The 24,707-nt window shown below is 71.1% G+C and carries 25 protein-coding genes and 1 tRNA gene; 15 read left to right on the top strand and 11 right to left on the bottom strand.

Annotated elements, in window-relative coordinates:
• Positions 1-88: 88 nt before the first annotated feature.
• From acs to ACZ7D7_RS31055, 5 genes are all read left to right on the top strand, one after another.
• Entirely contained in the window at positions 89-2,044 is a 1,956-nt protein-coding gene (gene acs / locus ACZ7D7_RS31075; RefSeq protein WP_470828663.1) for an acetate--CoA ligase, read from the top strand.
• A gap of 223 nt (positions 2,045-2,267) precedes the next feature.
• Positions 2,268-3,704, top strand: coding sequence for a Na+/H+ antiporter NhaA (gene nhaA / locus ACZ7D7_RS31070; RefSeq protein WP_470828805.1), 1,437 nt, complete (start codon positions 2,268-2,270; stop codon positions 3,702-3,704).
• A 121-nt stretch (positions 3,705-3,825) separates the two neighbouring features.
• Positions 3,826-4,311: a phage holin family protein gene (locus ACZ7D7_RS31065; RefSeq protein WP_470828662.1), complete on the top strand. Its 486-nt coding sequence runs from the start codon at positions 3,826-3,828 to the stop codon at positions 4,309-4,311.
• Positions 4,308-5,258: an alpha/beta fold hydrolase gene (locus ACZ7D7_RS31060; protein WP_470828661.1), complete on the top strand. Its 951-nt coding sequence runs from the start codon at positions 4,308-4,310 to the stop codon at positions 5,256-5,258. Before ACZ7D7_RS31065 ends, ACZ7D7_RS31060 begins: the two co-directional genes overlap by 4 nt.
• A 120-nt stretch (positions 5,259-5,378) precedes the next feature.
• Positions 5,379-5,558, top strand: a complete 180-nt coding sequence (locus ACZ7D7_RS31055; protein WP_470828659.1) for a hypothetical protein — start codon at positions 5,379-5,381, stop codon at positions 5,556-5,558.
• 25 nt (positions 5,559-5,583) lie between these two features.
• On the opposite strand, the gene ACZ7D7_RS31050 is transcribed toward ACZ7D7_RS31055, so the two are convergent.
• From ACZ7D7_RS31050 to nth, 3 genes are all read right to left on the bottom strand, one after another.
• Entirely contained in the window at positions 5,584-6,783 is a 1,200-nt protein-coding gene (locus ACZ7D7_RS31050; RefSeq protein ID WP_470828657.1) for a MarP family serine protease, read from the bottom strand.
• A gap of 13 nt (positions 6,784-6,796) precedes the next feature.
• Entirely contained in the window at positions 6,797-7,492 is a 696-nt protein-coding gene (locus tag ACZ7D7_RS31045) for an NUDIX hydrolase (protein ID WP_470828656.1), read from the bottom strand.
• Positions 7,493-7,577: 85 nt separating this feature from the next.
• Positions 7,578-8,564, bottom strand: coding sequence for an endonuclease III (nth, locus tag ACZ7D7_RS31040; RefSeq protein WP_470828655.1), 987 nt, complete (start codon positions 8,562-8,564; stop codon positions 7,578-7,580).
• A 276-nt stretch (positions 8,565-8,840) separates the two neighbouring features.
• On the opposite strand from nth, the gene ACZ7D7_RS31035 reads away from it, so the two are divergent.
• The gene (locus ACZ7D7_RS31035) at positions 8,841-9,515 is read left to right on the top strand and encodes a Crp/Fnr family transcriptional regulator (RefSeq protein ID WP_189421912.1); all 675 of its coding nucleotides are present in this window, start codon (positions 8,841-8,843) and stop codon (positions 9,513-9,515) included.
• A gap of 91 nt (positions 9,516-9,606) precedes the next feature.
• Here ACZ7D7_RS31035 and ACZ7D7_RS31030 read toward each other — a convergent pair whose 3' ends face one another.
• The 4 genes from ACZ7D7_RS31030 to ACZ7D7_RS31015 form a co-directional block, all read right to left on the bottom strand.
• A complete protein-coding gene (locus ACZ7D7_RS31030; protein ID WP_470828654.1) occupies positions 9,607-10,437 on the bottom strand; it encodes an MBL fold metallo-hydrolase in 831 nt (276 codons plus the stop codon).
• Complete coding sequence (locus ACZ7D7_RS31025) at positions 10,434-11,303, bottom strand: NUDIX hydrolase (protein WP_470828652.1); 870 nt, start codon at positions 11,301-11,303, stop codon at positions 10,434-10,436. Before ACZ7D7_RS31025 ends, ACZ7D7_RS31030 begins: the two co-directional genes overlap by 4 nt.
• A 125-nt stretch (positions 11,304-11,428) precedes the next feature.
• Positions 11,429-11,896, bottom strand: a complete 468-nt coding sequence (locus ACZ7D7_RS31020; RefSeq protein ID WP_470828651.1) for a RidA family protein — start codon at positions 11,894-11,896, stop codon at positions 11,429-11,431.
• Positions 11,893-12,051, bottom strand: coding sequence for a DUF4177 domain-containing protein (locus ACZ7D7_RS31015; protein WP_009189813.1), 159 nt, complete (start codon positions 12,049-12,051; stop codon positions 11,893-11,895). Before ACZ7D7_RS31015 ends, ACZ7D7_RS31020 begins: the two co-directional genes overlap by 4 nt.
• Positions 12,052-12,190: 139 nt before the next feature.
• Here ACZ7D7_RS31015 and bagA point away from each other — a divergent pair, with 139 nt between their 5' ends.
• Positions 12,191-13,168, top strand: coding sequence for an ATPase BagA (gene bagA / locus ACZ7D7_RS31010; protein ID WP_470828649.1), 978 nt, complete (start codon positions 12,191-12,193; stop codon positions 13,166-13,168).
• A gap of 49 nt (positions 13,169-13,217) precedes the next feature.
• Positions 13,218-14,576, top strand: coding sequence for an ATPase BagB (gene bagB, locus ACZ7D7_RS31005; RefSeq protein ID WP_470828648.1), 1,359 nt, complete (start codon positions 13,218-13,220; stop codon positions 14,574-14,576).
• A 78-nt stretch (positions 14,577-14,654) separates the two neighbouring features.
• Here the strand turns inward: bagB and wblA are convergent, their stop codons facing one another.
• Positions 14,655-14,993, bottom strand: coding sequence for a transcriptional regulator WblA (gene wblA, locus ACZ7D7_RS31000; RefSeq protein WP_190052608.1), 339 nt, complete (start codon positions 14,991-14,993; stop codon positions 14,655-14,657).
• A 526-nt stretch (positions 14,994-15,519) separates the two neighbouring features.
• On the opposite strand from wblA, the gene ACZ7D7_RS30995 reads away from it, so the two are divergent.
• The gene (locus tag ACZ7D7_RS30995) at positions 15,520-17,817 is read left to right on the top strand and encodes a transglycosylase domain-containing protein (protein ID WP_470828647.1); all 2,298 of its coding nucleotides are present in this window, start codon (positions 15,520-15,522) and stop codon (positions 17,815-17,817) included.
• A gap of 244 nt (positions 17,818-18,061) precedes the next feature.
• On the opposite strand, the gene ACZ7D7_RS30990 is transcribed toward ACZ7D7_RS30995, so the two are convergent.
• Positions 18,062-18,526: a GatB/YqeY domain-containing protein gene (locus tag ACZ7D7_RS30990; protein ID WP_470828645.1), complete on the bottom strand. Its 465-nt coding sequence runs from the start codon at positions 18,524-18,526 to the stop codon at positions 18,062-18,064.
• A 132-nt stretch (positions 18,527-18,658) separates the two neighbouring features.
• Here ACZ7D7_RS30990 and ACZ7D7_RS30985 point away from each other — a divergent pair, with 132 nt between their 5' ends.
• From ACZ7D7_RS30985 to ACZ7D7_RS30975, 3 genes are all read left to right on the top strand, one after another.
• Positions 18,659-19,588: a metallophosphoesterase gene (locus tag ACZ7D7_RS30985; protein ID WP_470828644.1), complete on the top strand. Its 930-nt coding sequence runs from the start codon at positions 18,659-18,661 to the stop codon at positions 19,586-19,588.
• A gap of 55 nt (positions 19,589-19,643) precedes the next feature.
• A complete protein-coding gene (locus ACZ7D7_RS30980) occupies positions 19,644-20,525 on the top strand; it encodes a Pr6Pr family membrane protein (protein ID WP_470828642.1) in 882 nt (293 codons plus the stop codon).
• Between the two features lie 33 nt (positions 20,526-20,558).
• Positions 20,559-20,632, top strand: a tRNA-Pro gene (locus tag ACZ7D7_RS30975).
• 184 nt (positions 20,633-20,816) lie between these two features.
• On the opposite strand, the gene ACZ7D7_RS30970 is transcribed toward ACZ7D7_RS30975, so the two are convergent.
• Positions 20,817-21,410, bottom strand: coding sequence for a DinB family protein (locus tag ACZ7D7_RS30970; protein WP_470828640.1), 594 nt, complete (start codon positions 21,408-21,410; stop codon positions 20,817-20,819).
• A 60-nt stretch (positions 21,411-21,470) separates the two neighbouring features.
• Positions 21,471-22,328: a helix-turn-helix transcriptional regulator gene (locus tag ACZ7D7_RS30965; RefSeq protein WP_470828639.1), complete on the bottom strand. Its 858-nt coding sequence runs from the start codon at positions 22,326-22,328 to the stop codon at positions 21,471-21,473.
• Between the two features lie 186 nt (positions 22,329-22,514).
• Between ACZ7D7_RS30965 and ACZ7D7_RS30960 the strand changes: the two genes are divergently transcribed.
• The 3 genes from ACZ7D7_RS30960 to ACZ7D7_RS30950 all read left to right on the top strand — a co-directional run bounded on the left by ACZ7D7_RS30960 (position 22,515) and on the right by ACZ7D7_RS30950 (position 24,448).
• The gene (locus tag ACZ7D7_RS30960; protein WP_470828638.1) at positions 22,515-23,510 is read left to right on the top strand and encodes an aldo/keto reductase; all 996 of its coding nucleotides are present in this window, start codon (positions 22,515-22,517) and stop codon (positions 23,508-23,510) included.
• Positions 23,511-23,660: 150 nt separating this feature from the next.
• Positions 23,661-24,017, top strand: coding sequence for a hypothetical protein (locus tag ACZ7D7_RS30955; RefSeq protein WP_470828637.1), 357 nt, complete (start codon positions 23,661-23,663; stop codon positions 24,015-24,017).
• Positions 23,942-24,448 (top strand): hypothetical protein, encoded by a 507-nt coding sequence (locus ACZ7D7_RS30950; RefSeq protein WP_470828635.1) that lies wholly within the window; start codon positions 23,942-23,944, stop codon positions 24,446-24,448. Before ACZ7D7_RS30955 ends, ACZ7D7_RS30950 begins: the two co-directional genes overlap by 76 nt.
• Positions 24,449-24,707 lie beyond the last annotated feature (259 nt).

The following is a 24,707-nucleotide window of genomic DNA, read 5'->3' as shown; positions in this document are numbered from 1 at the left end:
ATTTTCCCGTCGACCCTTGTCATCGGCCCCTCGGGTCTGATGAGCTGTGGCCTGGGACACAACGGACACCCTTCGAAAGGGAGATGTCGTGAGCAACGAAAGCCTGGCCAACCTGCTCAAGGAAGAACGCAGGTTCGCGCCGCCCGCCGACCTGGCCGCCAACGCCAACGTCACGGCAGAGGCGTACGAACAGGCCAAGGCTGACAGGCTCGGCTTCTGGGCCGAGCAGGCCCGCCGGCTGACCTGGGCCAAGGAGCCGACCGAGACCCTGGACTGGTCGAACCCGCCGTTCGCCAAGTGGTTCAAGGACGGCACGCTCAACGTCGCGTACAACTGCGTCGACCGGCATGTGGAGGCCGGGCACGGCGACCGGGTCGCCATCCACTTCGAGGGGGAGCCAGGCGACAGCCGCGCCCTCACCTACGCCGAGCTGAAGGACGAGGTCTCCAAGGCGGCCAACGCGCTGCTGGAGCTGGGCGTACAGAAGGGCGACCGGGTCGCGATCTACATGCCGATGATCCCCGAGACGGCCGTCGCGATGCTGGCCTGCGCCCGTATCGGCGCCGCGCACTCGGTGGTCTTCGGCGGTTTCTCCGCGGACGCGCTCGCGACGCGCATCCAGGACGCCGACGCCAAGGTCGTCATCACCTCCGACGGCGGCTGGCGGCGCGGCAAGCCGTCCGCCCTGAAGCCCGCCGTGGACGAGGCGGTCGAACGCGCCGGCAACGTCGAGCACGTGGTCGTCGTCCGCCGCACCGGCCAGGACGTCGCCTGGAACGACGCGCGGGACAAGTGGTGGCACGAGCTCGTGGCGGGCCAGTCCGCCGAGCACACGCCGGAGGCGTTCGACGCCGAGCACCCGCTGTTCATCCTCTACACCTCGGGCACCACGGGTAAGCCGAAGGGCATCCTGCACACCTCCGGCGGCTACCTCACGCAGGCGGCGTACACGCACTGGGCGGTCTTCGACCTCAAGCCCGAGACCGACGTGTACTGGTGCACCGCCGACGTCGGCTGGGTGACGGGCCACTCGTACATCGTGTACGGGCCGCTGGCCAACGGCGCGACGCAGGTCATGTACGAGGGCACGCCGGACACCCCGCACCAGGGCCGCTTCTGGGAGATCGTCCAGAAGTACAAGGTCACGATCCTCTACACGGCGCCGACGGCGATCCGGACGTTCATGAAGTGGGGCGACGACATCCCCGCGAAGTTCGACCTGAGCAGCCTGCGCGTGCTGGGCTCGGTCGGCGAGCCGATCAACCCCGAGGCGTGGATCTGGTACCGCAAGCACATCGGCGCCGACCGGACGCCGATCGTGGACACGTGGTGGCAGACGGAGACCGGCGCGATGATGATCTCGCCGCTGCCGGGCGTGACGGAGGCCAAGCCCGGCTCCGCCCAGCGTCCGCTGCCCGGCATCGCCGCGACCGTCGTGGACGACGAGGCGAACGAGGTGCCCAACGGCGGCGGTGGCTACCTCGTGCTCACCGAGCCGTGGCCGTCGATGCTGCGCACCATCTGGGGCGACGACCAGCGGTTCCTGGACACGTACTGGTCGCGTTTCGAGGGCAAGTACTTCGCCGGTGACGGGGCGAAGAAGGACGAGGACGGCGACATCTGGCTGCTCGGCCGGGTCGACGACGTGATGCTCGTCTCCGGGCACAACATCTCGACGACCGAGGTGGAGTCGGCGCTGGTCTCGCACCCGTCGGTCGCCGAGGCGGCCGTGGTGGGCGCGGCGGACGAGACGACCGGTCAGGCGATCGTCGCCTTCGTGATCCTTCGGGGCACGGCGGCGGAGACGGAGGACCTCGTCGCCGACCTGCGCAATCACGTCGGTGCCACGCTCGGCCCGATCGCCAAGCCCAAGCGGATCCTGCCGGTGGCGGAGCTGCCGAAGACCCGCTCCGGCAAGATCATGCGCCGTCTGCTCCGGGACGTCGCCGAGAACCGCCAGCTCGGTGACGTCACGACGCTCACGGACTCCACGGTCATGGACCTCATCCAGGCGAAGCTCCCGGCGGCGCCGAGCGAGGACTGAGACAGGGCAACACCACGACTGAACCACGACTGAACCAGGACTGAATCCCTGGTCACCGGGGCACCCGACGTCTGACGCGCCGGGTGCCCCGGTCCTGTTTACGGTGAGACGGACGGATCGCCCGGCGGCACGTTAGGTAAACTAAGCAAAAGTCGTCATCAAAGGTGCGCCGGGAAGTCTGGTCGGCATGCGTTCCATGCTGCCCACCGACCGGAGGTTTCCCTTGCCCGCGCCGAGCACCACCAACACCCGCAAGGCATTCGGACGTCTTTCGCTGCCCGAGCGGACGTTCGTGACGGACGCGCTGCGCGCCGAGACGGTCGGCGGCGTCCTGCTCCTCCTCGCGGCGATCGCCGCCCTGGTCTGGGCGAACGTACCGGCCCTGCGCGACAGCTACGAGACCGTCAGCCACTACCACATCGGCCCCGCCTCCCTCGGCCTCGACCTGTCGGTCGCGCACTGGGCCGCCGACGGGCTGCTGGCGATCTTCTTCTTCGTCGCGGGCATCGAGCTCAAGCGCGAGCTCGTCGCCGGCGACCTCAGGGACCCGAAGGCGGCCGTGCTGCCGGTCGTGGCGGCACTGTGCGGCATGGCCGTACCGGCGCTGGTCTACGTCCTGACCAGCGGCACCGGCGGCGGGTCCATGGCGGGCTGGGCCGTGCCCACTGCCACGGACATCGCCTTCGCGCTGGCCGTCCTCGCCGTGATCGGCACGTCGCTGCCGAGCGCGCTGCGGGCGTTCCTGCTCACGCTCGCGGTCGTGGACGACCTGTTCGCGATCCTGATCATCGCGATCTTCTTCACCGACACCATCAACTTCGCCGCGCTCGGCGGCGCCGTCGTCGCCCTCGGCGTGTTCTGGCTGCTGCTGCGCAAGGGCGTGCGCGGCTGGTACGTGTACGTGCCGCTCGCGCTGGTCGTCTGGGCGCTGATGTACAACAGCGGCGTGCACGCCACGATCGCCGGTGTCGCCATGGGCCTGATGCTGCGCTGCCACCGGCGCGAGGGCGAGAAGCACTCCCCCGGCGAGCACATCGAGCACCAGGTGCGCCCCCTGTCGGCGGGCCTGGCGGTGCCGCTGTTCGCGCTGTTCAGCGCCGGTGTGTCGGTGTCCGGGGAAGCGCTCGGTCACGTGTTCACCCAGCCGGAGACCCTGGGCGTCGTGCTCGGCCTGGTCGTCGGCAAGACGATCGGCATCTTCGGCGGCACCTGGCTGACGGCACGTTTCACCAGGGCCTCGCTCAGCGACGACCTGGAGTGGGCCGACATCCTCGCGGTGGCGTCGCTCGCCGGCATCGGCTTCACCGTCTCGCTGCTGATCGGGGAGCTCGCCTTCGCGGGCGACGCGGTGCTCAGGGACGAGGTCAAGGCGGCGGTGCTGGCCGGCTCGCTGATCGCGGCCGTACTGGCGTCGGTGCTGCTGAAGGTGCGCAACGCGAAGTACCGCAGGCTGTGCGACGCCGAGGAGCGCGACGACGACCTCGACGGCATTCCGGACATCTACGAGGAGGACGAGCCGGAGTACCACCTCCGGATGGCCGTCATCCTCGAGAACAGGGCCGCGGAGCACCGCCGGATCGCCGGCGAGAAGGCCGAGGAGCGCCGCAGGCTTGCCGAAGTGTCGGGCGGGGCAGGCGTGGACGGGAACGGTCCGGCATGATCTGACGAGACGGTACAAAAGACGGAACCGTGAAGTCGGACGAACGCGGCCGGGCCCACGGTCCGTCAGACCCGCACCGTCGGACCGCAGACGGAACCGCACGCACATGAGGGAGACCGCGATGAGCGCACCCGACGGCAGCCCGGTCGGCGCCGAACGCAGCATCGGCCAGCTGTTCGCCTCGGCGACGACCGAATTGTCGGCGCTGGTGCACGACGAGATCGCGCTGGCCAAGGCCCAGCTCAAGCAGGACGTCAAGCGGGGCGTGACGAGCGGCGGCGCGTTCAGCGCGGCCGGCGTGCTCCTGCTGTTCTCCCTGCCGATGCTGAACTTCGCCCTGGCCTACGGCATCCGGACCTGGACCGACTGGAACCTGGCGATCTGCTTCCTGCTGTCCTTCGCGGCGAACGTCCTCGTCGCGGTCGTCCTCGCGCTGATCGGCGTCGTGTTCGCGAAGAAGGCGAAGAAGGGCCGCGGGCCGCAGAAGGTCGCCGCGTCGATGAAGGAATCGGCCGGCGTCCTGCAGAACGCCAAGCCGCATCCGCGCCCCGCCGTCGAGGACCGCGCTCCCCAGGCCATCGAGGCTGTGGCACGCTCGACCTCATGACGGACCCCGGCACTCCTTCGGCGCAGCCCGCCTCACTCGTACGGCTCGACGTGCCCGGTGGTCACCAGGTGACCCACCGGGACGTCGCCGCCAACGGCGCGCGCTTCCACATCGCGGAGGTGGGCGACGGTCCCCTCGTGCTGCTCGTGCACGGCTTCCCGCAGTTCTGGTGGACCTGGCGGCACCAGCTGACCGCCCTGGCCGACGCCGGTTACCGCGCCGTCGCCATGGACCTCAGGGGTGTCGGCGGCAGCGACCGCACCCCGCGCGGCTACGACCCCGCCAACCTCGCGCTCGACATCACCGGCGTGATCCGCTCCCTCGGCGAGCCGGACGCCGCGCTCGTCGGCCACGACCTGGGCGGCTACCTGGCGTGGACGGCGGCCGCGATGCGCCCGAAGCTCGTGCGGCGGCTCGCGGTCACGTCGATGCCGCACCCCCGGCGCTGGCGCTCCTCGATGCTCAGGGACGCCCGGCAGACCGCCGCCGGCTCCTACATCTGGGGTTTCCAGCGGCCCTGGGTCCCGGAGCGGCAGCTCACCGCGGACGACGGCGCGCTGGTCGCCCGGCTGATCCGGGACTGGTCCGGCCCTTGCCCGCTGGACGAGGAGGCGCTGGAGACGTACCGCCGCGCCATGTGCATCCCGTCGACCGCGCACTGTTCGATCGAGCCGTTCCGGTGGATGGTGCGGTCGATGGCCCGCCCGGACGGCATCCAGTTCAACCGCCGCATGAAGCGGCCCGTGCGCGTGCCGACGCTGCATCTGCACGGCTCGCTCGACCCGGTCGTACGGACCCGCAGCGCGGCCGGTTCCGGCGAGTACGTCGAAGCGCCGTACCGCTGGCGGCTGTTCGACGGGCTGGGCCACTTCCCGCACGAGGAGGACCCGGTGGCGTTCTCCACGGAGCTCGTCAACTGGCTGAAGGACCCCGAGCCCGACCGCTGAACCGGCTGAACCGCGCGGACGGGAACCCCTGTCCGACGAACGGCCACTTGCCCGGCGCATAGGCCAATTGGCGGCGCCCGAGGCGGTTATGGACCATGGGGCGGGGGCAGACGTCGGTGTATGGGCTGGACGCACGACTACAGTGACGCAGCACGCAACCGCCGCTCGGGCAGTGCCCTGAGCTTTCCCCAACGAGGTACCCCGCAGGTGGCGGGCACCGACCTCCGGGTGGGGATCCCGCGCATCCTGCGCCGCCGGGCCCGCTGGGTCTCGGTACGCCTGCGCCATCCCCGCGGCTGACCCCAGCTGACTCCGCGGCCGGGGTCTACAGGGCGCAGCTGTCGCTGTCGACCTGCTGGTTCGCGGCACGGCCCTTGGCGATGTCGTCCCGGATCTCGTCCGTCGTGAGGGCGTAGCCGGTCTCGGCGTCGTCCAGGGACTTCGCGAAGACGACGCCGTAGACCTTGCCGTCGGGCGTGAGCAGCGGGCCGCCGGAGTTGCCCTGGCGGACCGTCGCGTACAGCGAGTACACGTCGCGGCGGACGGTGCCGCGGTGGTAGATGTCCGGGCCGTTGGCCGTGATGCGGCCTCGCACGCGCGCGGAACGCACGTCGTACGCGCCGTTCTCCGGGAAGCCGGCGACGATCGCGCTGTCGCCGCTCCCGGCGTCCTCGCCGGTGAACCGCAGCGCGGGCGCCTTCAGTCCGGGCACGTCGAGTACGGCGATGTCGCGCCGCCAGTCGTAGAGGACGACCGTCGCGTCGTACTTGCGGCCCTCGCCGCCTATCTGGACGACGGGTTCGTCGACGCCGCCCACCACATGCGCGTTCGTCATGATGCGGCGCTCGGCGAAGACGAAGCCGGTGCCCTCCAGGACCTTGCCGCAGCTCTGCGCGGTGCCCGTGACCTTGACGATGGAGCGCTGGGCGCGGGTGGCGACCGCGCTGTTCGCGAGGGCCGGGTCGGGGGGCTGCACCTCGTTGATCGGCTCGTTGGAGAACGGGCTGAAGACCTGCGGGAAGCCGTTCTGCGCGAGGACCGAGGAGAAGTCCGCGAACCAGGTGTCGGCCTGCTCGGGCAGCGCCCGCGACACGCCCAGCAGCACCTTGGAGTTGCGGACCTCCTTGCCCAGCGTGGGCAGCGTCGTGCCCGCGAGGGCCGAGCCGATCAGCCAGGCCACCAGGAGCATCGCGACGACGTTCACCAGCGCGCCGCCGGTCGCGTCGAGGGCGCGGGCCGGGGACCACGTGATGTACCGGCGCAGCTTGTTGCCCAGATGGGTCGTCAGGGCCTGACCGACCGAGGCGCACACGATGACGACGACGACCGCGACGACGGCGGCGGTCGTACTCACCTCGGCGTTGTCCGTCAGCGCGTCCCAGATGACGGGCAGGGTGTAGACGGCGACGAGGCCGCCGCCCAGGAACCCGATCACCGACAGGATGCCGACGACGAAGCCCTGGCGATAGCCGACGATCGCGAACCACACGGCGGCGACCAGCAACAGGATGTCCAGCACGTTCACGAAGGCCACCCTGTCATGACCGCCAGTCGAGCGGGACCTGCTTCTCCCGGTCCCAGGGCCGCTCCCAGCCCGCGAAGTGCAGCAGTCTGTCGATGATCCCGGCCGTGAAGCCCCACACGAGGGCCGATTCGACCAGGAATGCCGGACCTTTGTGGCCCCTGGGATGTACGGCCGTCGCGCGGTTGGCCGGATCCGTGAGATCCGCCACGGGGACCGTGAAGACCCTGGCGGTCTCGTTGGGATCGACCACGCCGACCGGGCTCGGCTCGCGCCACCAGCCCAGCACCGACGTGACGACGAAGCCGCTCACCGGGATGTAGAGCCGGGGCAGGACGCCGAAGGGCTGGACGCCGGCCGGATCGAGGCCGGTCTCCTCCTCGGCCTCGCGCAGCGCGGCCCGCAGCGGACCGTCGCCCTGCGGGTCGCCGTCCTCGGGGTCGAGGGCGCCGCCGGGGAACGACGGCTGGCCCGCGTGGGAGCGCAGCGAGCTCGCGCGCTCCATCAGCAGCAGCTCCGGGCCGCGCGCGCCCTCGCCGAAGAGGATCAGCACGGCGGACTGCCGACCGCCGCCGTCCTCGGGCGGCAGGAAGCGGCTGAGCTGGCCGGGCTGCACCGTCTCCACGGCCCGCACCACCGGGTCAAGCCAGCCCGGCAGGCCCTCCTTGCTGAGCGTCACAGGGCCGCCTCGCGTGTGGCTCGCGCGCGTCATCGCCACCCCCCTCGTCCTGCTCTGCCCAACGCCCGGCCGGTCGCGGATCGTTCCTGGCCGCCTGTGTGTCGTCCGCGGGCCGCTGTCATCCGGCCCCCAGCGGCGGCGCCGGGCGGCCGCCGGCGTCCAGGTAGGCCTGCGGGGGCTTCAGGCGCTGGCCCGGCTGGCCGCCCTTCTCGTACTTCAGCAGCTTCTTCGCCTTCTCGGGGTCGGTCTCGCCCTCGCCGTACGCCGGGCAGAGCGGGGCGATCGGGCAGGCGCCGCAGGCCGGCTTGCGGGCGTGGCAGATGCGGCGGCCGTGCCAGATGACGTGGTGCGAGAGGTCGGTCCAGTCGCTCTTGGGGAACAGCCCGCCGACCGCGGCCTCGATCTTGTCCGGGTCGGTCTCCGCGGTCCACTGCCAGCGGCGCACGAGGCGCTGGAAGTGCGTGTCGACGGTGATGCCGGGGCGGCCGAAGGCGTTGCCCAGCACGACGAACGCCGTCTTGCGGCCTACGCCGGGCAGCTTCACGAGGTCCTCCAGGCGGCCGGGGACCTCGCCGCCGAAGTCCTCGACGAGCGCCTTGGACAGGCCCATCACCGAGCGGGTCTTGGCGCGGAAGAAGCCGCACGGGCGCAGGATCTCCTCGACCTCCTCGGGGTTGGCGGCGGCCAGTTCCTCGGGGGTCGGGTACTTGGCGAACAGCGTGGGCGTCGTCTGGTTGACCCTCAGGTCGGTGGTCTGGGCCGACAGGACCGTGGCGACCACCAGTTGGAAGGGGTTGTCGAAGTCCAGCTCGGGGTGGGCGTACGGATACACCTCGGCGAGCTCGCGGTTGATGCGGCGGGCGCGGCGGACGAGGGCCGTGCGCGACTCGTCCCGCGGCGGCCGGGCGGCGACGGACTTCGCGGCCGGGACGCCCTTGACGGCGGCGGTGGCCTTCTTGGGAGCGACGACGGCCTTCTTCGCGGCGGTGGCCTTCTTGACCGTGGCCTTCTTGACCGCGGCCTTCTTCGCGGGCGCCTTCTTCGCTGCTGTCTTTTTTGTCGCTTTCGCCGTTTCCCTACCGCCATCAGGGCCCTGTTCGCCCACAGCGGAATCGCGACGTACAACCACCCGAGCAGCCCCCTCGGCCTGTGCTCTCACCGGCTATTTGGACACCCGGCCAGCCTAAGCCCCGGCACCGACATCCGCCCCGGACCCGGAAGATCGGCCCCCAATTGGACCCCTGCCGCTTACCCGGGCACACCAGTGCGGCATCCTTGTGACAGATCACACTGTTTGCACGGTCCGGCAAAATGGGGAGCACGGTCCCCTGTGTACGCAGGGGAGCAAGATCCCCTGAGCAGGTCGACAAGGAGAGAACTCGTGGACGACGTTCTGCGGCGCAATCCGCTCTTCGCGGCGCTCGACGACGAGCAGGCCGCGGAGCTCCGCGCCTCCATGAGTGAGGTGACCCTCGCGCGCGGTGACTCCCTGTTCCACGAGGGCGACCCCGGTGACCGGCTCTACGTCGTCACCGAGGGCAAGGTGAAGCTGCACCGCACGTCCCCGGACGGCCGCGAGAACATGCTGGCCGTCGTCGGCCCCGGCGAGCTGATCGGCGAGCTGTCGCTGTTCGACCCGGGCCCGCGCACGGCGACCGCCACCGCGCTGACCGAGGTCAAGCTGCTCGGCCTCGGCCACGGCGACCTCCAGCCCTGGCTGAACGTCCGGCCCGAGGTCGCCACCGCTCTGCTGCGCGCCGTCGCGCGCCGGCTGCGCAAGACCAACGACGCGATGTCCGACCTGGTCTTCTCGGACGTCCCGGGCCGTGTGGCCCGCGCCCTGCTGGACCTGTCGCGCCGCTTCGGCGTGCAGTCCGAGGAGGGCATCCACGTGGTGCACGACCTCACGCAGGAGGAGCTGGCCCAGCTGGTCGGCGCGTCCCGCGAGACGGTCAACAAGGCTCTGGCGGACTTCGCCCAGCGCGGCTGGCTGCGCCTGGAGGCGCGCGCCGTGATCCTGCTGGACGTCGAGCGCCTGGCGAAGCGCTCGCGCTGACGGCGCGGCGTACGAGAACTGTGAGAGGCGCCGAGAGGCGTTGCCGGGGCGGGGCGGTTCAGGGGCAGGGCGGTTAGGGGCGGGGCGTGCGTCAGATGAGCCCGTGCTCCCGCAGGTACTCCAGCTGCGCCCGCACCGACAGTTCCGCCGCCGGCCACAGGGAGCGGTCGACGTCCGCGTAGACGTGGGCGACGACCTCGGCGGCCGTGCGGTAGCCGTCCTCGACGGCCGTCTCGACCTGGGCGAGCCGGCTCGCGCGGTGGGCCAGGTAGTACTCGACGGCGCCCTGGGCGTCCTCCAGCACCGGCCCGTGCCCCGGCAGGACCGTGTGCACGCCGTCGTCCACCGTGAGCGACCTGAGCCTGCGCAGGGAGTCCAGGTAGTCGCCCAGACGGCCGTCGGGGTGCGCCACCATGGTCGTGCCGCGCCCGAGGATCGTGTCGCCCGTCAGGACGGCCCGGTCGGCCGGGAGGTGGAAGCACAGCGAGTCGGCGGTGTGCCCCGGCGTCGGCACCACCCTCAGCTCCAGTCCGCCGACCTTCACGACGTCCCCGGCGGCGAGGCCCTCGTCGCCGAGCCGCAGCGCCGGGTCGAGGGCACGCACGCGCGTGCCGGTCAGTTCGGCGAAGCGGGCGGCGCCCTCGGCGTGGTCGGGGTGACCGTGCGTCAGCAGGGTCAGGGCGACCCGCTTGCCGGCCCGCTCGGCCGTGTCGACGACGTTCCGCAGGTGCCCCTCGTCCATCGGGCCCGGGTCGACGACGACGGCGAGGCCGGAGTCCGGCTCGGACAGCAGCCAGGTGTTGGTGCCGTCCAGGGTCATCGCGGAGGCGTTGGGCGCCAGGACGTTGACGGCGCGTGCGGTGGCCGGGCCCGACAGGACCCCGCCCCGCGGCTGGCCGGGCAGGGCGCTCGCGTCGGTCATTCGGGTGCTCCACCGGTCGGGATGTGCTTGGTGAACTCGTCGTGTCCCGGCCAGGACAGCACGATCTCGCCGTCCTCCAGCCGGGCCGTGGCCAGCACGGGCGTGAGGTCCCGGCCGGGGGCGGCGGCGAGCGCCTCGGCGGCGGTGCCGTACGGCTCCAGCTGACGCAGCGTCGCGATCGTCGGCGGCATCATCAGCAGCTCGCCCTTGTCGTACGAGGCGGCGGCCTCGCGCGGGGCGATCCACACCGTGCGGTCGGCCTCCGTGGAGGCGTTGCGGGTGCGCTGCCCCTCGGGCAGGGCGGCGACGAAGAACCAGGTGTCGTAGCGGCGGGGCTCGAACTCGGGCGTGATCCAGCGGGTCCAGGCGCCCAGCAGGTCCGAGCGCAGCACCAGGTCGCGGCGATCGAGGAAGTCCGCGAACGACAGCTCGCGGGCGACGAGGGCGGCGCGGTCCGCCTCCCAGTCGTCACCGGTGGTGTCGCCGACGACCGAGTCGGGGGCGGGGCCGGCGAGCAGGACGCCCGCCTCCTCGTACGTCTCCCGGACGGCCGCGCAGACGATGGCCTGGGCGTCGGACTCGGACACGCCGAGGCGGTCGGCCCACCACGCGCGCGTGGGGCCCGCCCAGCGGACGGTGTGGTCGTCGTCGCGGGGGTCGACGCCGCCACCGGGGTAGGCGTACGCGCCGGCGGCGAAGGCCATGGAGGCGCGGCGGCGCAGCATGTGCACGGCGGGGCCGCCGCCGGTGTCCCGCAGGAGCATCACGGTGGCCGCGCGTTTCGGGGCCACCGGGGTGAGGGTGCCGTCCGCGAGCGCGCGGATGCGGTCCGGCCACTCCGGGGGGTACCACTGCCCATTCGCCATGGCCGGAGGCTATCTGGTGACGGGCTGATGTTCGAGAGGGGCCGGGACGCGCACACCCGGCGTCGCGGGCGCGGTCGCGGCGCCACCGGATGCCGGGGGCCCCGCTCACCGCGGCCCCCGGTCCGTCACGCTTCGGTCAGCTCGACCTGGATCTCGACCTCGACGGGAGCGTCCAGCGGCAGCACCGCGACGCCGACGGCGCTGCGGGCGTGCACACCCCTGTTGCCGAGGGCCTCGGCGAGGAGTTCGCTGGCGCCGTTCAGGACGGCGGGCTGGCCGGTGAAGTCCGAGGCGGAGGCGACGAAGCCGACGACCTTCACCACGCGCGCGATGCGGTCCAGGTCACCGGCGACCGACTTGACGGCGGCCAGCGCGTTCAGCGCACACGTGCGTGCCAGCTCCTTGGCCTCCTCCGGCGTGACCTCCGCGCCGACCTTGCCGGTGACGGGCAGCTTGCCCTCCACCATGGGGAGCTGCCCGGCGGTGTAGACGTACGGGCCGGTCTGCACGGCGGGCTGGTACGCGGCGAGCGGCGGCACGACCTCCGGAAGCGTCAGGCCCAGCTCGGCCAGGCGCGCCTCGACGGCACTCATGCCTGCTTCTCCCGCTTCAGGTAGGCGACGAGCTGCTCGGGGTTGGGCCCGGGCACGACCTGGACGAGCTCCCAGCCGTCCTCGCCCCAGGTGTCCAGAATCTGCTTCGTGGCGTGGACGAGCAGAGGCACGGTTGCGTATTCCCACTTGGTCATGCGGCCGACTCTAGCCGCTGCCCCGGCGCCTCCCTCCGCCGCCCGGGGCCGCGTTGTCCACAGCCGTCGGCCTCCCGCCGGGCCACGTTGTCCACAGCCTCCCGCGTAGTCCCGACTCGGACTGGTTAGGCTCGAATACGTGAGCAGGCTCCAGGTCGTCAGCGGCAAGGGCGGTACCGGCAAGACCACGGTCGCCGCGGCCCTAGCGCTGGCCCTGGCCACGAAGGGGAAGCGGACGCTCCTCGTCGAGGTCGAGGGCCGGCAGGGCATCGCGCAGCTCTTCGAGACAGAGGCGCTGCCCTACGAGGAGAGGAAGATCGCTGTGGCCCCCGGTGGCGGGGAGGTGTACGCCCTCGCCATCGACCCGGAACTGGCCCTTCTGGACTACCTCCAGATGTTCTACAAGCTGGGCGGCGCCGGCCGGGCCCTGAAGAAGATCGGCGCGATCGACTTCGCCACCACCATCGCGCCGGGCCTGCGGGACGTGCTCCTGACCGGCAAGGCGTGCGAGGCGGTGCGCCGGAAGCAGAAGAACGGCCGGTTCGTGTACGACTACGTCGTCATGGACGCGCCCCCGACGGGCCGCATCACCCGCTTCCTCAACGTCAACGACGAGGTGGCCGGGCTGGCGAAGATCGGCCCCATACACAATCAGGCGCAGGCCGTGATGCGGGTCCTGAAGTCCCCGGAGACGGCCGTGCACCTGGTGACGCTGCTGGAGGAGATGCCGGTCCAGGAGACCGCGGACGGCATCGCCGAGCTGCGCGCGGCAGGCCTGCCGGTGGGCCGGATCGTCGTGAACATGGTCCGCCCGGAGGTGTTGGACGCGGCCGGTCTGGAACTCGTGCGGACCGTGCCGCGTTCTTCGATCGCGAGGTCGCTGTCCGCCGCAGGGCTCGGCGGCGCGCGGCGCGGCGGGCACGCCGAGCGGCTGGTCGACCCCCTGCTGGAGCAGGCGGAGGAGTACGCCGAGCGGTACGCGCTGGAGCACGAGCAGCGCGCGGCCCTCGCCGACCTCGGCCTGCCGCGGCACGAACTGCCGCTGCGGGCGGAGGGCATGGACCTGGCGGGGCTGTACGAACTGGCCGCCGAGCTGCGTGAGCAGGGCGTGTCATGAGGTCCGCGCGAGGCGTGCGGCACACCAGACGTCGGAAGCAGGGGATGTCATGAGTCCGGACCCGGTCCACGCGCACGACTCCGCCGCCCGCCCGCTCTCCCCCGCGCGCGTGCTCGACATCGACCCTCTGCTGGACGACCCGGAGACGCGCATCGTGGTGTGCTGCGGCTCGGGCGGCGTCGGCAAGACGACCACCGCGGCGGCACTCGGGCTGCGCGCGGCGGAGCGGGGCCGCAAGGTCGTCGTGCTGACCATCGACCCGGCGCGCAGGCTCGCCCAGTCGATGGGCATCGACTCGCTGGACAACACCCCGCGCCGTGTGAAGGGCGTCGAGGGGGACGGCGAACTGCACGCGATGATGCTCGACATGAAGCGCACCTTCGACGAGATCGTCGAGGCGCACGCGGACCGGGAGCGGGCGGCCGCCATCCTGGGCAACCCCTTCTACCAGTCGCTGTCCGCGGGCTTCGCCGGCACGCAGGAGTACATGGCGATGGAGAAGCTGGGCCAGCTGCGGTCGAAGGACGAGTGGGACCTCATCGTCGTGGACACGCCGCCGTCCCGGTCGGCGCTGGACTTCCTGGACGCGCCCAAGCGGCTCGGCTCGTTCCTCGACGGCAAGCTGATCCGGCTGCTGCTGGCCCCGGCGAAGGTCGGCGGCCGGGCGGGGATGAAGTTCCTGAACGTGGGGATGTCGATGATGACGGGCGCCCTCGGCAAGGTGCTCGGGGGTCAACTGCTGAAGGACGTCCAGACGTTCGTCGCCGCGATGGACTCGACGTTCGGCGGCTTCCGCACGCGCGCGGACGCGACGTACAAGCTGCTCCAGGCGCCGGGCACGGCGTTCCTGGTGGTCGCGGCCCCGGAGCGGGACGCGCTGCGCGAGGCCGCGTACTTCGTGGAGCGGCTCGCCGCGGAGAAGATGCCGCTGGCGGGTCTGGTGCTCAACCGGGTGCACGGCAGCGGAGCCGGCCGGCTGTCGGCCGAGCGGGCGCTCGCCGCCGCGGAAAATCTTGAGGAGCGCCGCATTGTGGATCAGGACGGCGGGAAAGAAGGACTTCGTAACTCCCCCGACCCGTCCGACAGTTCAGACTCTCCCGCGCCCGTGACACCAGCAGTGGACCCGGCTCCCGAGGAAGGCTCCCCCGCCGCCGAGGAGACCGCCGACCAGGGTTCCGACGCCGACGAGGAACCATCGGTCGACCAGCTCACCGCAGGCCTGCTGCGGCTCCACGCCGACCGCATGCAGCTGCTCTCGCGTGAGCAGCGCACACGTGACCGCTTCGCCTCGCTGCACCCCGAGGTGGCTGTCGTCGAGGTGGCCGCGCTGCCCGGTGACGTGCACGACCTCACGGGGCTGCGGGACATCGGCAACCGCCTCGCGGCACACCGGCACGAACTGCCGTAGACCGTCGGTCATCGGCTGCGTAGACCGTCGGTCGTCGGCTGCCGTACGCCGCGGTCGTCGGCTGCCGCGGTCCGGCGGTCAGCTCACCGCCGCGTAGTTCTCGTAGACCTCGTCGTCGTCGAGGGGCACGACTCCCGTGCCCCGCTCGTACTCCGTGCGCGCCGTCTCCAGCAGCCGGCGCCAAGAGGTCACGGTCGGCCGCCTGCGCAGCAGTGCGCGGCGCTCCCGCTCCGTCATTCCTCCCCACACGCCGAATTCGACGCGGTTGTCCAGCGCGTCGGCCAGGCACTCGGTCCGCACCGGGCATCCGGTGCACACCGCCTTGGCCCTGTTCTGCGCTGCTCCCTGAACGAACAGTTCATCCGGATCGGTAGTGCGGCAGGCCGCCTGCGCACTCCAGTCGGTTACCCAGCCCATACCGGCGCCGTCCTCTCCCGAATCGAGGCTCCCCCACGGCGGCAGCGGCATATTCACCGCCGCCAGTTGAGGACGTTACGGAAGGTGGACACAGCGCAACACCCCCTTCGGGCCCAATCTTGAATGGCCCGAACGGACTATGGGTTAGCGGCAGATCACCCAGGGGAGTGAGCTGGCGACATGCGCGACAATCCCGGCATATCGGGATGGTTCAGTTGCGTCACGGAGGACACCGGGCGACACACAAGGCGAATTCGGACACGGGCCCAACACGTCCGACGGAGAAAGTCGGTGGGTTCCGGAACGATCCGGGGCCCCGGGACGTATTGATTACGTGGCCGCCCTGCTGTGACAGTTGAGAGCAGCTTAGGCCAACGCCTATACGCGTGTCCGGCGAATGGCAACGTCCGTACCCGACTTTGCCGCGCCGTCGCGCGCCGCCGCGTCACCGTCGGCCGACACCGGCGTCACACGCGGCGGACCGGGCACCGTCGGAACGGACACAAGTACGGATTAGGCTGCCCTCATGCCAAAGAAGCGCTCGGGCGGTGGTCTGTCGCCAACGCAGCAGGCCGCCAAGTTCCTCGGAGTCAGTGTGCTCGCGGGAGCCGTCATGGCCGGCATCGCGCTGCCCGCCGTCGGCGCGCTCGGGCTTGCCGCCAAGGGGACGGTGGAGAGCTTCGACGAGCTCCCCGCCAACATGAAGACCCCACCGCTGAGCCAGCGCACCACGATCCTGGACGCCGAGGGCGGCCAGATCGCCACGGTGTACTCGCGCGACCGCACGGTGGTCGACCTCAAGGACATCTCGCCGTACATGCAGAAGGCGATCGTCGCGATCGAGGACTCGCGCTTCTACCAGCACGGCGCGATCGACCTGAAGGGCGTCCTGCGCGCCCTGAACAAGAACGCGCAGACCGGTGGCGTCGCCGAGGGCGCGTCCACGCTCACGCAGCAGTACGTGAAGAACGTCTTCGTCGAGGAGGCCGGCGACGACCCGACGAAGGTCGCGCAGGCCACGCAGCAGACCATCGGCCGCAAGATCCGCGAGCTCAAGTACGCGATCCAGGTCGAGGAGGAGCTGGGCAAGAAGAAGATCCTCGAGAACTACCTGAACATCACGTTCTTCGGCCAGCAGGCCTACGGCATCGAGGCCGCCGCCCAGCGCTACTTCTCCAAGTCCGCCAAGGACCTGAACATCCCGGAGTCCGCGCTCCTCGCCGGCATCGTCCAGTCGCCCAGCCGGTACGACCCGGTGAACGACGAGACGGAGGCCGTCAAGCGGCGCAACGTCGTCCTCCAGCGGATGGCCGAGGTCGGAGACATCTCCGAGGCGGAGGCCGCCGAGGCGAAGAAGGCCCCGCTCGGCCTGAAGGTCAGCAAGCCCAAGAACGGCTGCATCACGGCCGTCTCGGGCGCGGGCTTCTTCTGCGACTACGTGCGCCAGGTGTTCCTGAACGACCCGGTCTTCGGCAGGACCAAGGAGGACCGGGCGAGGGTCTGGAACCAGGGCGGCCTGACGATCCGGACGACGCTGGATCCGCAGGCCCAGAGTTCCGTCCAGCAGTCGCTGAAGGACCACGTCGCCAAGAGCGACAAGGTCGCCGCCGCGTCCACCCTCGTCGAACCCGGCACCGGCAAGATCGTGGCGATGGGGCAGTCGAAGCCGTACGGCACCGACGCCAAGCGGCACGAGACCGTGCTCAACTACTCGGTCGGCAGCGACAGGGGCGGCTCGAACTACGGCTTCCCGACCGGCTCGACGTTCAAGCCCTTCGTCGCGGCGGCCGCGCTCGAGGAAGGACGACCGCCCACCCAGGAGTACCCGTCCCCGTACGAGATGCCCTATCCGGACCCGGTCTCGACGTGCAGCGGCAAGCCCTGGCTGAACCAGGGCGGCGAGACCGTGCCCAACGAGGACAAGTCCGAGGTCGGCCCGTACCGGCTGAAGGAGGCCATGGCCAAGTCGGTCAACACCTACTTCGTGCAGATGGTCGCCGACATCGGCCTGTGCCCCGTGATGAAGATGACGGACGCCCTGAAGGTCGTGCAGGGCAGCGGCGAGCGGCTGCCGGAGGTGCCCGCCATCTCCCTCGGCTCCAAGGGCGTCTCCCCGCTGACGATGGCGAGCGCGTACGCCGCCTTCGCCTCCCGCGGCATGTACTGCACGCCGATCGCCATCGAGTCGATCACCCAGAGCGTCGGCGACCGGCAGAACTCGCTCCAGGTACCGAAGTCGACGTGCTCGCGGGCGATGAGCGAGAAGACCGCGGACACGGTGAACACCCTGCTCCAGGGCGTGGTCGATTCCGGCACGGGCCAGAAGGCGGGCCTCACGGACCGCGACAACGCCGGCAAGACGGGCACGACGGACGAGCGCAGGAACGCCTGGTTCGTCGGCTACACGCCGAACCTGTCCGGGGCGGTGTGGGTCGGCAGCGCCACCCAGCAGGTCAAGATGATCAACATCAGCATCGGCGGGTCGTGGCACGCCAAGGTGTACGGCGGCTCGGTCCCGGGCCCGATCTGGCGCGACGCGATGACCGGCGCCCTGGCGGGCAGGGACGCGGGCTCCTTCAACCTCATCGACATCCCGGACCTCGACAAGGACAAGGACAAGGACGACAAGGACCGGGACCGCGGCCGGGGCAACGACGACAACGGCAACGGCGACAACGACGGCTTCATCGGCGGCCTGACCGGCGGCGGAGACGGCGGCGCCGAGCCGGACCCGACGTTCTCCATCCCGGAGGGCTTCATCGAGGGACAGGGCAACGGGGGGAACGGCAACGGGGGGAACGGCAACGGCGGAGGGCGTGGCTGAGGGTGTCGGCGCCTGACGGTGCCGGTGCTTGAGGGTGCTGGTGCCTGAAGGTGCTGGTGCCTGAAGGTCGCGCGCGGCGCTGACCGTTGAGCCTTGGGCATTGGGCCTTGTGCGTTGGGCCTTGGGCCATGGGCACTGAGGCATGCGGACGGCGGCCCCTGTTTCCCGTACGGGATGTGTACGAGAGACAGGGGCCGCCGATTGCTGTTCCACCGTGCTTCTGTGCGCGGCGCTGGTGGCCGGCTCAGCCGGCGAGCAGCTTCTTGACCGCGGCGGCGACGCGGCCGCCCTCGGCCTGGCCGGCGACCTTCGGGTTCACGATCTTCATGACGGCGCCCATGGCACGCGGGCCCTCGGCACCAGCCGCCTTGGCCTCCTCGACGGCCTGCGCGACGATCGCGTTCAGCTCCTCGTCGGACAGCTGCTTCGGCAGGTACGCGGCGAGCACCTCGCCCTCCGCCTTCTCCCGCTCGGCCTGCTCGGCGCGGCCGCCCTGGGCGAACGCGTCGGCGGCCTCGCGCCGCTTCTTCGCCTCGCGGGTGATCACCTTCTGGACCTCGTCGTCGGAGAGCTCGCGCTTCTCCTTGCCCGCGACCTCCTCCTTGGTGATCGCGGCGAGCGTCAGCCGGAGCGTCGAGGAGCGGAGCTCGTCGCGCTCCTTGATCGCGGCGTTGAGGTCTTCCTGCAGCTTCGACTTGAGCGTGGTCATGGGGCCGATTGTCGCAGGTGCGCCGGCAACGCCGCCCATTGATTTACCGAGCGGGGGTTCGCGGGGCGGGAGGGCTGCGGGGCGGGGGGTCTGCGGGGAACGGGAGTTGGCGGGGTCTGACACGATGGTCGTATGCGCGCTCGATACGGAGTACCTCTGTCCCTCGCGGCGGCCGGCGCCGCCGGTCTGGTGTACGCGGCGGGTTTCGAGGCCCGCTCCTTCCGGCTGCGACGGGTGACGATCCCGGCGCTGCCGTCCGGGATGCGCCCGCTGCGCGTGCTCCAGGTCTCCGACATCCACATGGTCGGCGGGCAGCGCAAGAAGCAGCGCTGGCTGCGTTCGCTGGCCGGCCTGCGCCCCGACTTCGTGATCAACACGGGTGACAACCTGTCCGACCCGGAGGGCGTCCCGGAGGTCCTGGACGCGCTGGGCCCGCTGATGGAGTTCCCGGGGGCGTACGTCTTCGGCTCCAACGACTACTACGGCCCGAAGCTGCGCAACCCCGCCCGTTACCTGCTGGAGAAGGTCCAGGGCCGCCACGGCCTGAACGGCAACCCGCCGGCCGTCGGCGTGATCCACAACCCGTGGGAGGACCTGCGGGACGGCTTCGACGCCGCGGGCTGGCTGAACCTGACGAACACGCGCGGCACGCTGAAGGTCGACGGCGTGTCGATCGAGTTCACGGGCCTGGACGATCCCCACATCAAGCGGGACAGGTACGCGGAGGTGGCGGGCGGCCCGTCGTCCGCCGCGGACTTCTCGATGGGCGTGGTGCACGCGCCGTACCTGCGGGTGCTGGACGCGTACACGGCGGACGGTTACCCGCTGGTCCTGGCGGGCCACACCCACGGCGGCCAGCTGTGCATCCCCTTCTACGGCGCGCTGGTCACCAACTGCGACCTGGACACGGACCGCGTGAAGGGCCTGTCGACGCACACGGCGGAGGGCCGTACGTCGTACCTCCACGTGTCGGCGGGCTGCGGGACGAACAGGTACACCCCGGTGAGGTTCGCGTGCCCGCCGGAGGCGACGTTGCTGACGTTGGTGGGGCGGGACGGGTAACCCGCACACCCCACCCACATCGCCCGTAACGTCCCTTGTATCTACGTTCGGGGGTATGACCGCCCCGATACCCAGGGACATCCCGGACCTCCCCGCGGTCCCGGGCATGCCCGTACCGCTGCCCTCGTACGTCCCGGCGACGGCCGTCGTACCTCCCGTGCGGCGCCCACTGGCGGCGGCCGTCCGCCTGCTGATCGCGTTGGCGGCCCTCGCGGCGGTGACGATCGAGCTGCTGCACGGCAGGCCGACGACGGTGCTGAGCTACTTCACGATCCAGAGCGGCGTCCTGCTGGCGCTGGTGATGTTCGCCTCGGCCGGCCGCGCCTGGACGGCCCGCCACCCGGTGCCGGGGGCGCTCACGGGGGCGGCCCTGCTCTACGTGATCATCGCGGGCGCGGTCCACCATGCGCTGCTCACGACGGCGGGGGCGACGCCGGCGCCGGCGGGACAGGGGACATCGCAGGTGGCGTCGCAAGTGGCATCGCAAGTGGCGTCTCAGACGGCAGCGCAGGCGGCAGCGGAGACGGCAACGCAGACCGCAGCGCAGACGGCAACACAGACGCCATGGCAGACCGTGGCGAACCACACCCTGCACACGGTGATCCCGCTGGCGGCGCTCCTGGACTGGCTCCTGCTCTCTCCCCCGGCCCGCCTGCACCTGCGCCAGGCGGCGACGTGGATGCTGTACCCCCTGGCCTACCTGGCGTTCTCCCTGGCCAGGGGTGCCTTCCTGGACCCGGGAGCCCCGGCCCGCTACCTCTACCCGTTCCTGGACGTCGACCAGCACGGCTACAAGGGCGTCCTGGGCAACGCGCTCCTCCTGGGCCTCGGCTGTTACGCCCTGGCGGTCCTGCTGGTGGCCCTCGACCACGCCCGCCCCAACCCGTTCCGCCACCGCGGCAAAACCGGATTTCGTCCACAGCCACCTGTGGGCTAAAGTAAACGACGTCGCCGCGACGAGCAGCGACATCGGGGTGTAGCGCAGCTTGGCAGCGCGCTTCGTTCGGGACGAAGAGGTCGTGGGTTCAAATCCCGCCACCCCGACAGTGAAGTACCAGGTCAGAGGCCACATACCAACTTCGGTATGTGGCCTCTGGTCATTTGTGTGTCCGACTGCGTGACCAGCGCTTCCGGTCCCGTTTTCGGGATGCCATCCATGACCACTGCGCCGTTCTGGATCACAGGGCCGGTCGGAGCTCCCGAGGGGTCCGCTCGTGTGCACAGGTCCTTAGCCGTCAGTCCGTGTTGCCGACGGACGGTCGGCAGTTCGCTGGAGACGGAGTTGTCCGATTTCCGCAGCGTTCTTCATCAGTTCGGCGTTCACCCAGGCGACCATGTGCGCGAGGGTGTGCTGGGGATCGTTGTGCCACGGGAACGGGGCAGGTGAGTCGAGGTCTGCACTGGTAAGCCGATCCAGTGCCTCCAGCCAGTCCGCACGTAGACCGCGCAGCCATTCGACAGTCGGCTCGCCCGCACCCGGCCACGTGATGTCGCCCCGCTCACGAGGTGCTCTGCCCTGAACGTGGTCGATGGCCACGCTCCACCACCAGCCGACGTGCCAGCTCAGCCAGCCGATGGTCGGTACGGGAACGGGGTCGGGCTCGCTCTCGGCCCAATCCGGCACCCACGTTCCCCCGTTGGACGGGTGTACCGTCCAGCAGTTCACGGCGGGTTCCCACAGGAAGTCGTCGGGTTCGAGCCTCTGCAGGTGGTACTCGAAAAGCGACCAAGTCAAGTCGAACTGCCAGCGCAGTAGGTCGAGGGTGTACTGCGGTGCGAGTTCGTTTCGAGAGGCAGGCACCGGCCGACCCTCGCACAACATCGATGCGTCGGGAATCGAGTTTCCCTCTCACGGGCTGGTGGCCGAGGGCCGGCGTCCGTTTCAGCGAGCCCCGCCCGCACTGTCCGCCGGGAATTCCTCCACCCCGATCACCCGCAGCAGTTCCATGCGTTCGCGGGTCTCCGGGTTCGCCGGGGTGAGGACCAGGAGTTGTTGGCGCTGGTCTGGGGTGACCAGGGTTTCGCAGTCCAGGAGGAGTCGGCCGACTCGGGGGTGCAGGAGGGTCTTGCGGTCGGCGCGGCGGATCGCCACCTCGTGGTCGGTCCAGATGCGGCGGAAGTCGGGGCTCTCCGACCGCAGCCGGTCGACGAGCCGGGTGACCTCGGAGTCGCCGGGGCGGCGGCCCGCGGCCGCGCGGAGGTCGGCCACGAGCTGGCGGGCGTGGCGGTCCTGTTCCTCGGGCGGGGTGACGGCTCGGGCGCCGGGGTCGGTGAACCAGCGGTACGCGATGTAGCGGCGGTCGCCGGAGTGGCCCGTGTGGTCGCCCATGAGGAGGACGGCGGCCCGGTTCTGGGCGAGGGCCTCGCCCAGGTCGGACAGGACCACGGCCGGGGTGTCGCCGAGCAGGTCGAGCATGCGGATCAGGCCGGCGCGGGCCAGGCGGGCCACTCCGTCGGCGGGCGGCGGCCGGTGCCCGGCCAGGTGGAACAGGTGGTCCCGCTCGTCGTCGGAGAGGCGCAGCGCCCGGGCCAGCGCGCCGAGCAGCTGGGCCGAGGGCCGGCTGCTGCGGCCCTGTTCGAGGCGGACGACGTAGTCCACCGACATGCCGGCGAGCGCGGCCACCTCCTCCCGGCGCAGGCCGGAGGTGCGGCGGCGGGGGCCGTCGGCGATGCCCACCTCGGCCGGGCGCGTCGCCTCCCGGCGGCGGCGCAGGAAGTCGGCGAGCTGGTCGCGTTGCATCGTCCCCGTGCTCCTCATGGTCCTCGTCCCCCTGCTCCTCATCGTCCTCGCCGTCGTCGGGCCGATCCAGGGAGCGGCTCTCCCAGGATGAACGCTCCGCTCCCGCTCGTCGCGGCGCGGGCACAGGGTGGTGGCGGAACAGATCACCGCATGTGGACGCACAGATCACTGACAGAGGAGAACGCGATGCGCACACCGACCCTGGGTACCGCCGGCCCCGCCGTTTCCGCGCTGGGCCTGGGCGCGATGGGCATGTCCGGCGCGTACGGCGAGGCCGACCGCGCGGAGAGCGTCGCCACCGTCCACGCCGCGCTGGACGCCGGCGTCACGCTGATCGACACCGGGGACTTCTACGCCATGGGCCACAACGAGCTGCTGCTCGCCGAGGCCCTGCGCGGCCGGGACCGGGACAGCTACGTGCTGAGCGTCAAGTTCGGCATGCTGCGGGGGCCCGGGCCCCAGTTCGGCGGGATGGACGGCCGGCCCGAGGCGGTGAAGAACTTCCTGGGCCACTCGCTGACCCGCCTGGGCACCGACCACATCGACATCTACCGGCCCGCCCGGCTGGACCCGGCTGTACCGATCGAGGAGACGGTGGGCGCGGTCAAGGAGATGATCGACGCCGGGTACGTCCGCCACCTCGGCCTCTCGGAGGTCGACGCGGCGACGGTCCGCCGCGCGCACGCCGTGCATCCGGTCGCCGACCTGCAGATCGAGTACTCGCTGATCTCCCGCGCGGTGGAGGCCGAGGTGCTGCCCACCCTGCGGGAACTCGGCATCGGCCTGACCGCGTACGGAGTGCTCGGCCGCGGTCTCATTTCCGGGCACTGGACCGCCGGCCGCACCGCCGGTCCCGGCGACAGCCGCGGCTTCAGCCCGCGTTTCGCCGACGGGAACGTGGAGCACAACCTCGCCCTCGTCGAGGCGCTGCGCCGGGTCGCCGAGGCGAAGGGGTGCACGGTCGCCCAGCTGGCCATCGCCTGGGTGGCGGCGCAGGGCGACGACATCGTGCCGCTGGTCGGCGCCCGCACCCGCGAGCGGCTGGCCGAGGCGCTGCCCGCGACGGAGCTGGTGCTCGGCGCGGACGATCTCGCCGCGATCGAGGAGGCGGTGCCGCCGGGCGCGGCGCGCGGCGACCGCTACCCGACGGCGTTCATGGCCGGCCTCGGCGTCGGCAACTGAGTTCCTCAACACCACGACCCGGGCGGGCCTTTAGGGATCCGGTCGGGACCGCCCGGGGCCAAGTCGCCTTTCCCGGTGGCCACTAGAGTGGCCGGGACGCCGTCGTGAGGGTATGGGTGCGGGCGGTTCCGGGAGTTGAGGGGGCTGGTGGTGGGGCGAGGCAGGCTTCGGGGAAACGACATCGTCCGGCTGGTCCTCCGCGGGCTGCTGGCCGGGATCGTCGGGGGCGTCGTCGGTGTCGCCGCCTATTCGATCAGCCAGACCGGCGGGCAGCGGCTGTCGATCGTCGTCGGCTGTCTCATCGGGGTGGCTGTGGCGCTCGGACTTGAGCTGTACCGCCGCTCGGCCCTGTTGACCGAGGTCAAGCTCACCGTGCTCGGCAACGAGATGGTGTTCACCGCAAAGACCGACAGCGGCAGGCCGCTCAGCGCATGTTCTTCCAGGCCGCGACCCGCGTCGCCACCCGCCCCCTCGACGACGGCAGCGGGAATCTGCGCGAGGCCCTGACCTCGCTCAAGACCCTGTTCGAACTGTACCGCGAGCCGCTGGAGGCGGAAGGAACCCCGCCGCCTCCCGCCAAGGGCGGCGCCTCCGTGTACGAACTCGCCCTCGACATCCTCAACTTCGAACTCGCACCGTTCCTCGCCAAGTGGCATCCACGGCTGAGGGAGTTCGAGGAGCGGCATCCCGATCAGGACGAGTCGGCGTGGCCCGAGAACGCCGCGTTCCGTGCGGAGCTCCGGCAGCTCCAGCAGCGGCTACGGCCCTACATCATCGGGCTCGGCGAGATCGCCGGCATCCGCGATCCCGAGAAGCACCTCCGGCCCTCCGGGCGTTCGAGCCGCTCCTCATCCGCATCCGCATCCACCGCCTCCGGCCCCGGCCCCGGCCCGGTCGTGCCTGGTCAACACGGTTCCGGCCGGACCGTCGACGGCTGATGCCGCCCGGCTTGACGCATGATGGCCTCGTGATGATCCGCCGTACTGCCCCCCGGGTGTCCCGCACTCCCCGGGTGTCCTGCACCCCCCGGGTGTCCTGCACCCCCCAGGTGTCCTGTACCCCCCAGGTGTCCCGCGGGCCCCGTGCCCGAGCAATCTGGGCACCCCCGTTATGTTCTTCGCGGTCCTGCAATGGGGCTGCTGGCCTCCGGGCCCGGTATGACTGTGTCCCCTCTGTCGAAGGCATGACCTGGGGGGT

The sequence above is a fragment of the Streptomyces sp. NPDC037054 genome, assembly GCF_055606745.1.
This window is presented reverse-complemented; position numbering and strand designations above follow the sequence as displayed.

Bases quoted from the DNA above. Each gene is read 5' to 3' on its own strand.
- ACZ7D7_RS31065 (WP_470828662.1), top strand. From the start codon at position 3,826: ATGAGCGCACCCGACGGCAGCCCGGTCGGCGCCGAACGCAGCATCGGC.
- ACZ7D7_RS31060 (WP_470828661.1), top strand. From the start codon at position 4,308: ATGACGGACCCCGGCACTCCTTCGGCGCAGCCCGCCTCACTCGTACGG.
- ACZ7D7_RS31055 (WP_470828659.1), top strand. From the start codon at position 5,379: ATGGGCTGGACGCACGACTACAGTGACGCAGCACGCAACCGCCGCTCG.
- ACZ7D7_RS31045 (WP_470828656.1), bottom strand. From the start codon at position 7,492: ATGACGCGCGCGAGCCACACGCGAGGCGGCCCTGTGACGCTCAGCAAG.
- ACZ7D7_RS31030 (WP_470828654.1), bottom strand. From the start codon at position 10,437: ATGACCGACGCGAGCGCCCTGCCCGGCCAGCCGCGGGGCGGGGTCCTG.
- ACZ7D7_RS31025 (WP_470828652.1), bottom strand. From the start codon at position 11,303: ATGGCGAATGGGCAGTGGTACCCCCCGGAGTGGCCGGACCGCATCCGC.
- ACZ7D7_RS31020 (WP_470828651.1), bottom strand. From the start codon at position 11,896: ATGAGTGCCGTCGAGGCGCGCCTGGCCGAGCTGGGCCTGACGCTTCCG.
- ACZ7D7_RS31015 (WP_009189813.1), bottom strand. From the start codon at position 12,051: ATGACCAAGTGGGAATACGCAACCGTGCCTCTGCTCGTCCACGCCACG.
- bagB (WP_470828648.1), top strand. From the start codon at position 13,218: ATGAGTCCGGACCCGGTCCACGCGCACGACTCCGCCGCCCGCCCGCTC.
- wblA (WP_190052608.1), bottom strand. From the start codon at position 14,993: ATGGGCTGGGTAACCGACTGGAGTGCGCAGGCGGCCTGCCGCACTACC.
- ACZ7D7_RS30995 (WP_470828647.1), top strand. From the start codon at position 15,520: ATGCCAAAGAAGCGCTCGGGCGGTGGTCTGTCGCCAACGCAGCAGGCC.
- ACZ7D7_RS30990 (WP_470828645.1), bottom strand. From the start codon at position 18,526: ATGACCACGCTCAAGTCGAAGCTGCAGGAAGACCTCAACGCCGCGATC.
- ACZ7D7_RS30985 (WP_470828644.1), top strand. From the start codon at position 18,659: ATGCGCGCTCGATACGGAGTACCTCTGTCCCTCGCGGCGGCCGGCGCC.
- ACZ7D7_RS30980 (WP_470828642.1), top strand. From the start codon at position 19,644: ATGACCGCCCCGATACCCAGGGACATCCCGGACCTCCCCGCGGTCCCG.
- ACZ7D7_RS30970 (WP_470828640.1), bottom strand. From the start codon at position 21,410: ATGTTGTGCGAGGGTCGGCCGGTGCCTGCCTCTCGAAACGAACTCGCA.
- ACZ7D7_RS30965 (WP_470828639.1), bottom strand. From the start codon at position 22,328: ATGCAACGCGACCAGCTCGCCGACTTCCTGCGCCGCCGCCGGGAGGCG.
- ACZ7D7_RS30960 (WP_470828638.1), top strand. From the start codon at position 22,515: ATGCGCACACCGACCCTGGGTACCGCCGGCCCCGCCGTTTCCGCGCTG.
- ACZ7D7_RS30950 (WP_470828635.1), top strand. From the start codon at position 23,942: ATGTTCTTCCAGGCCGCGACCCGCGTCGCCACCCGCCCCCTCGACGAC.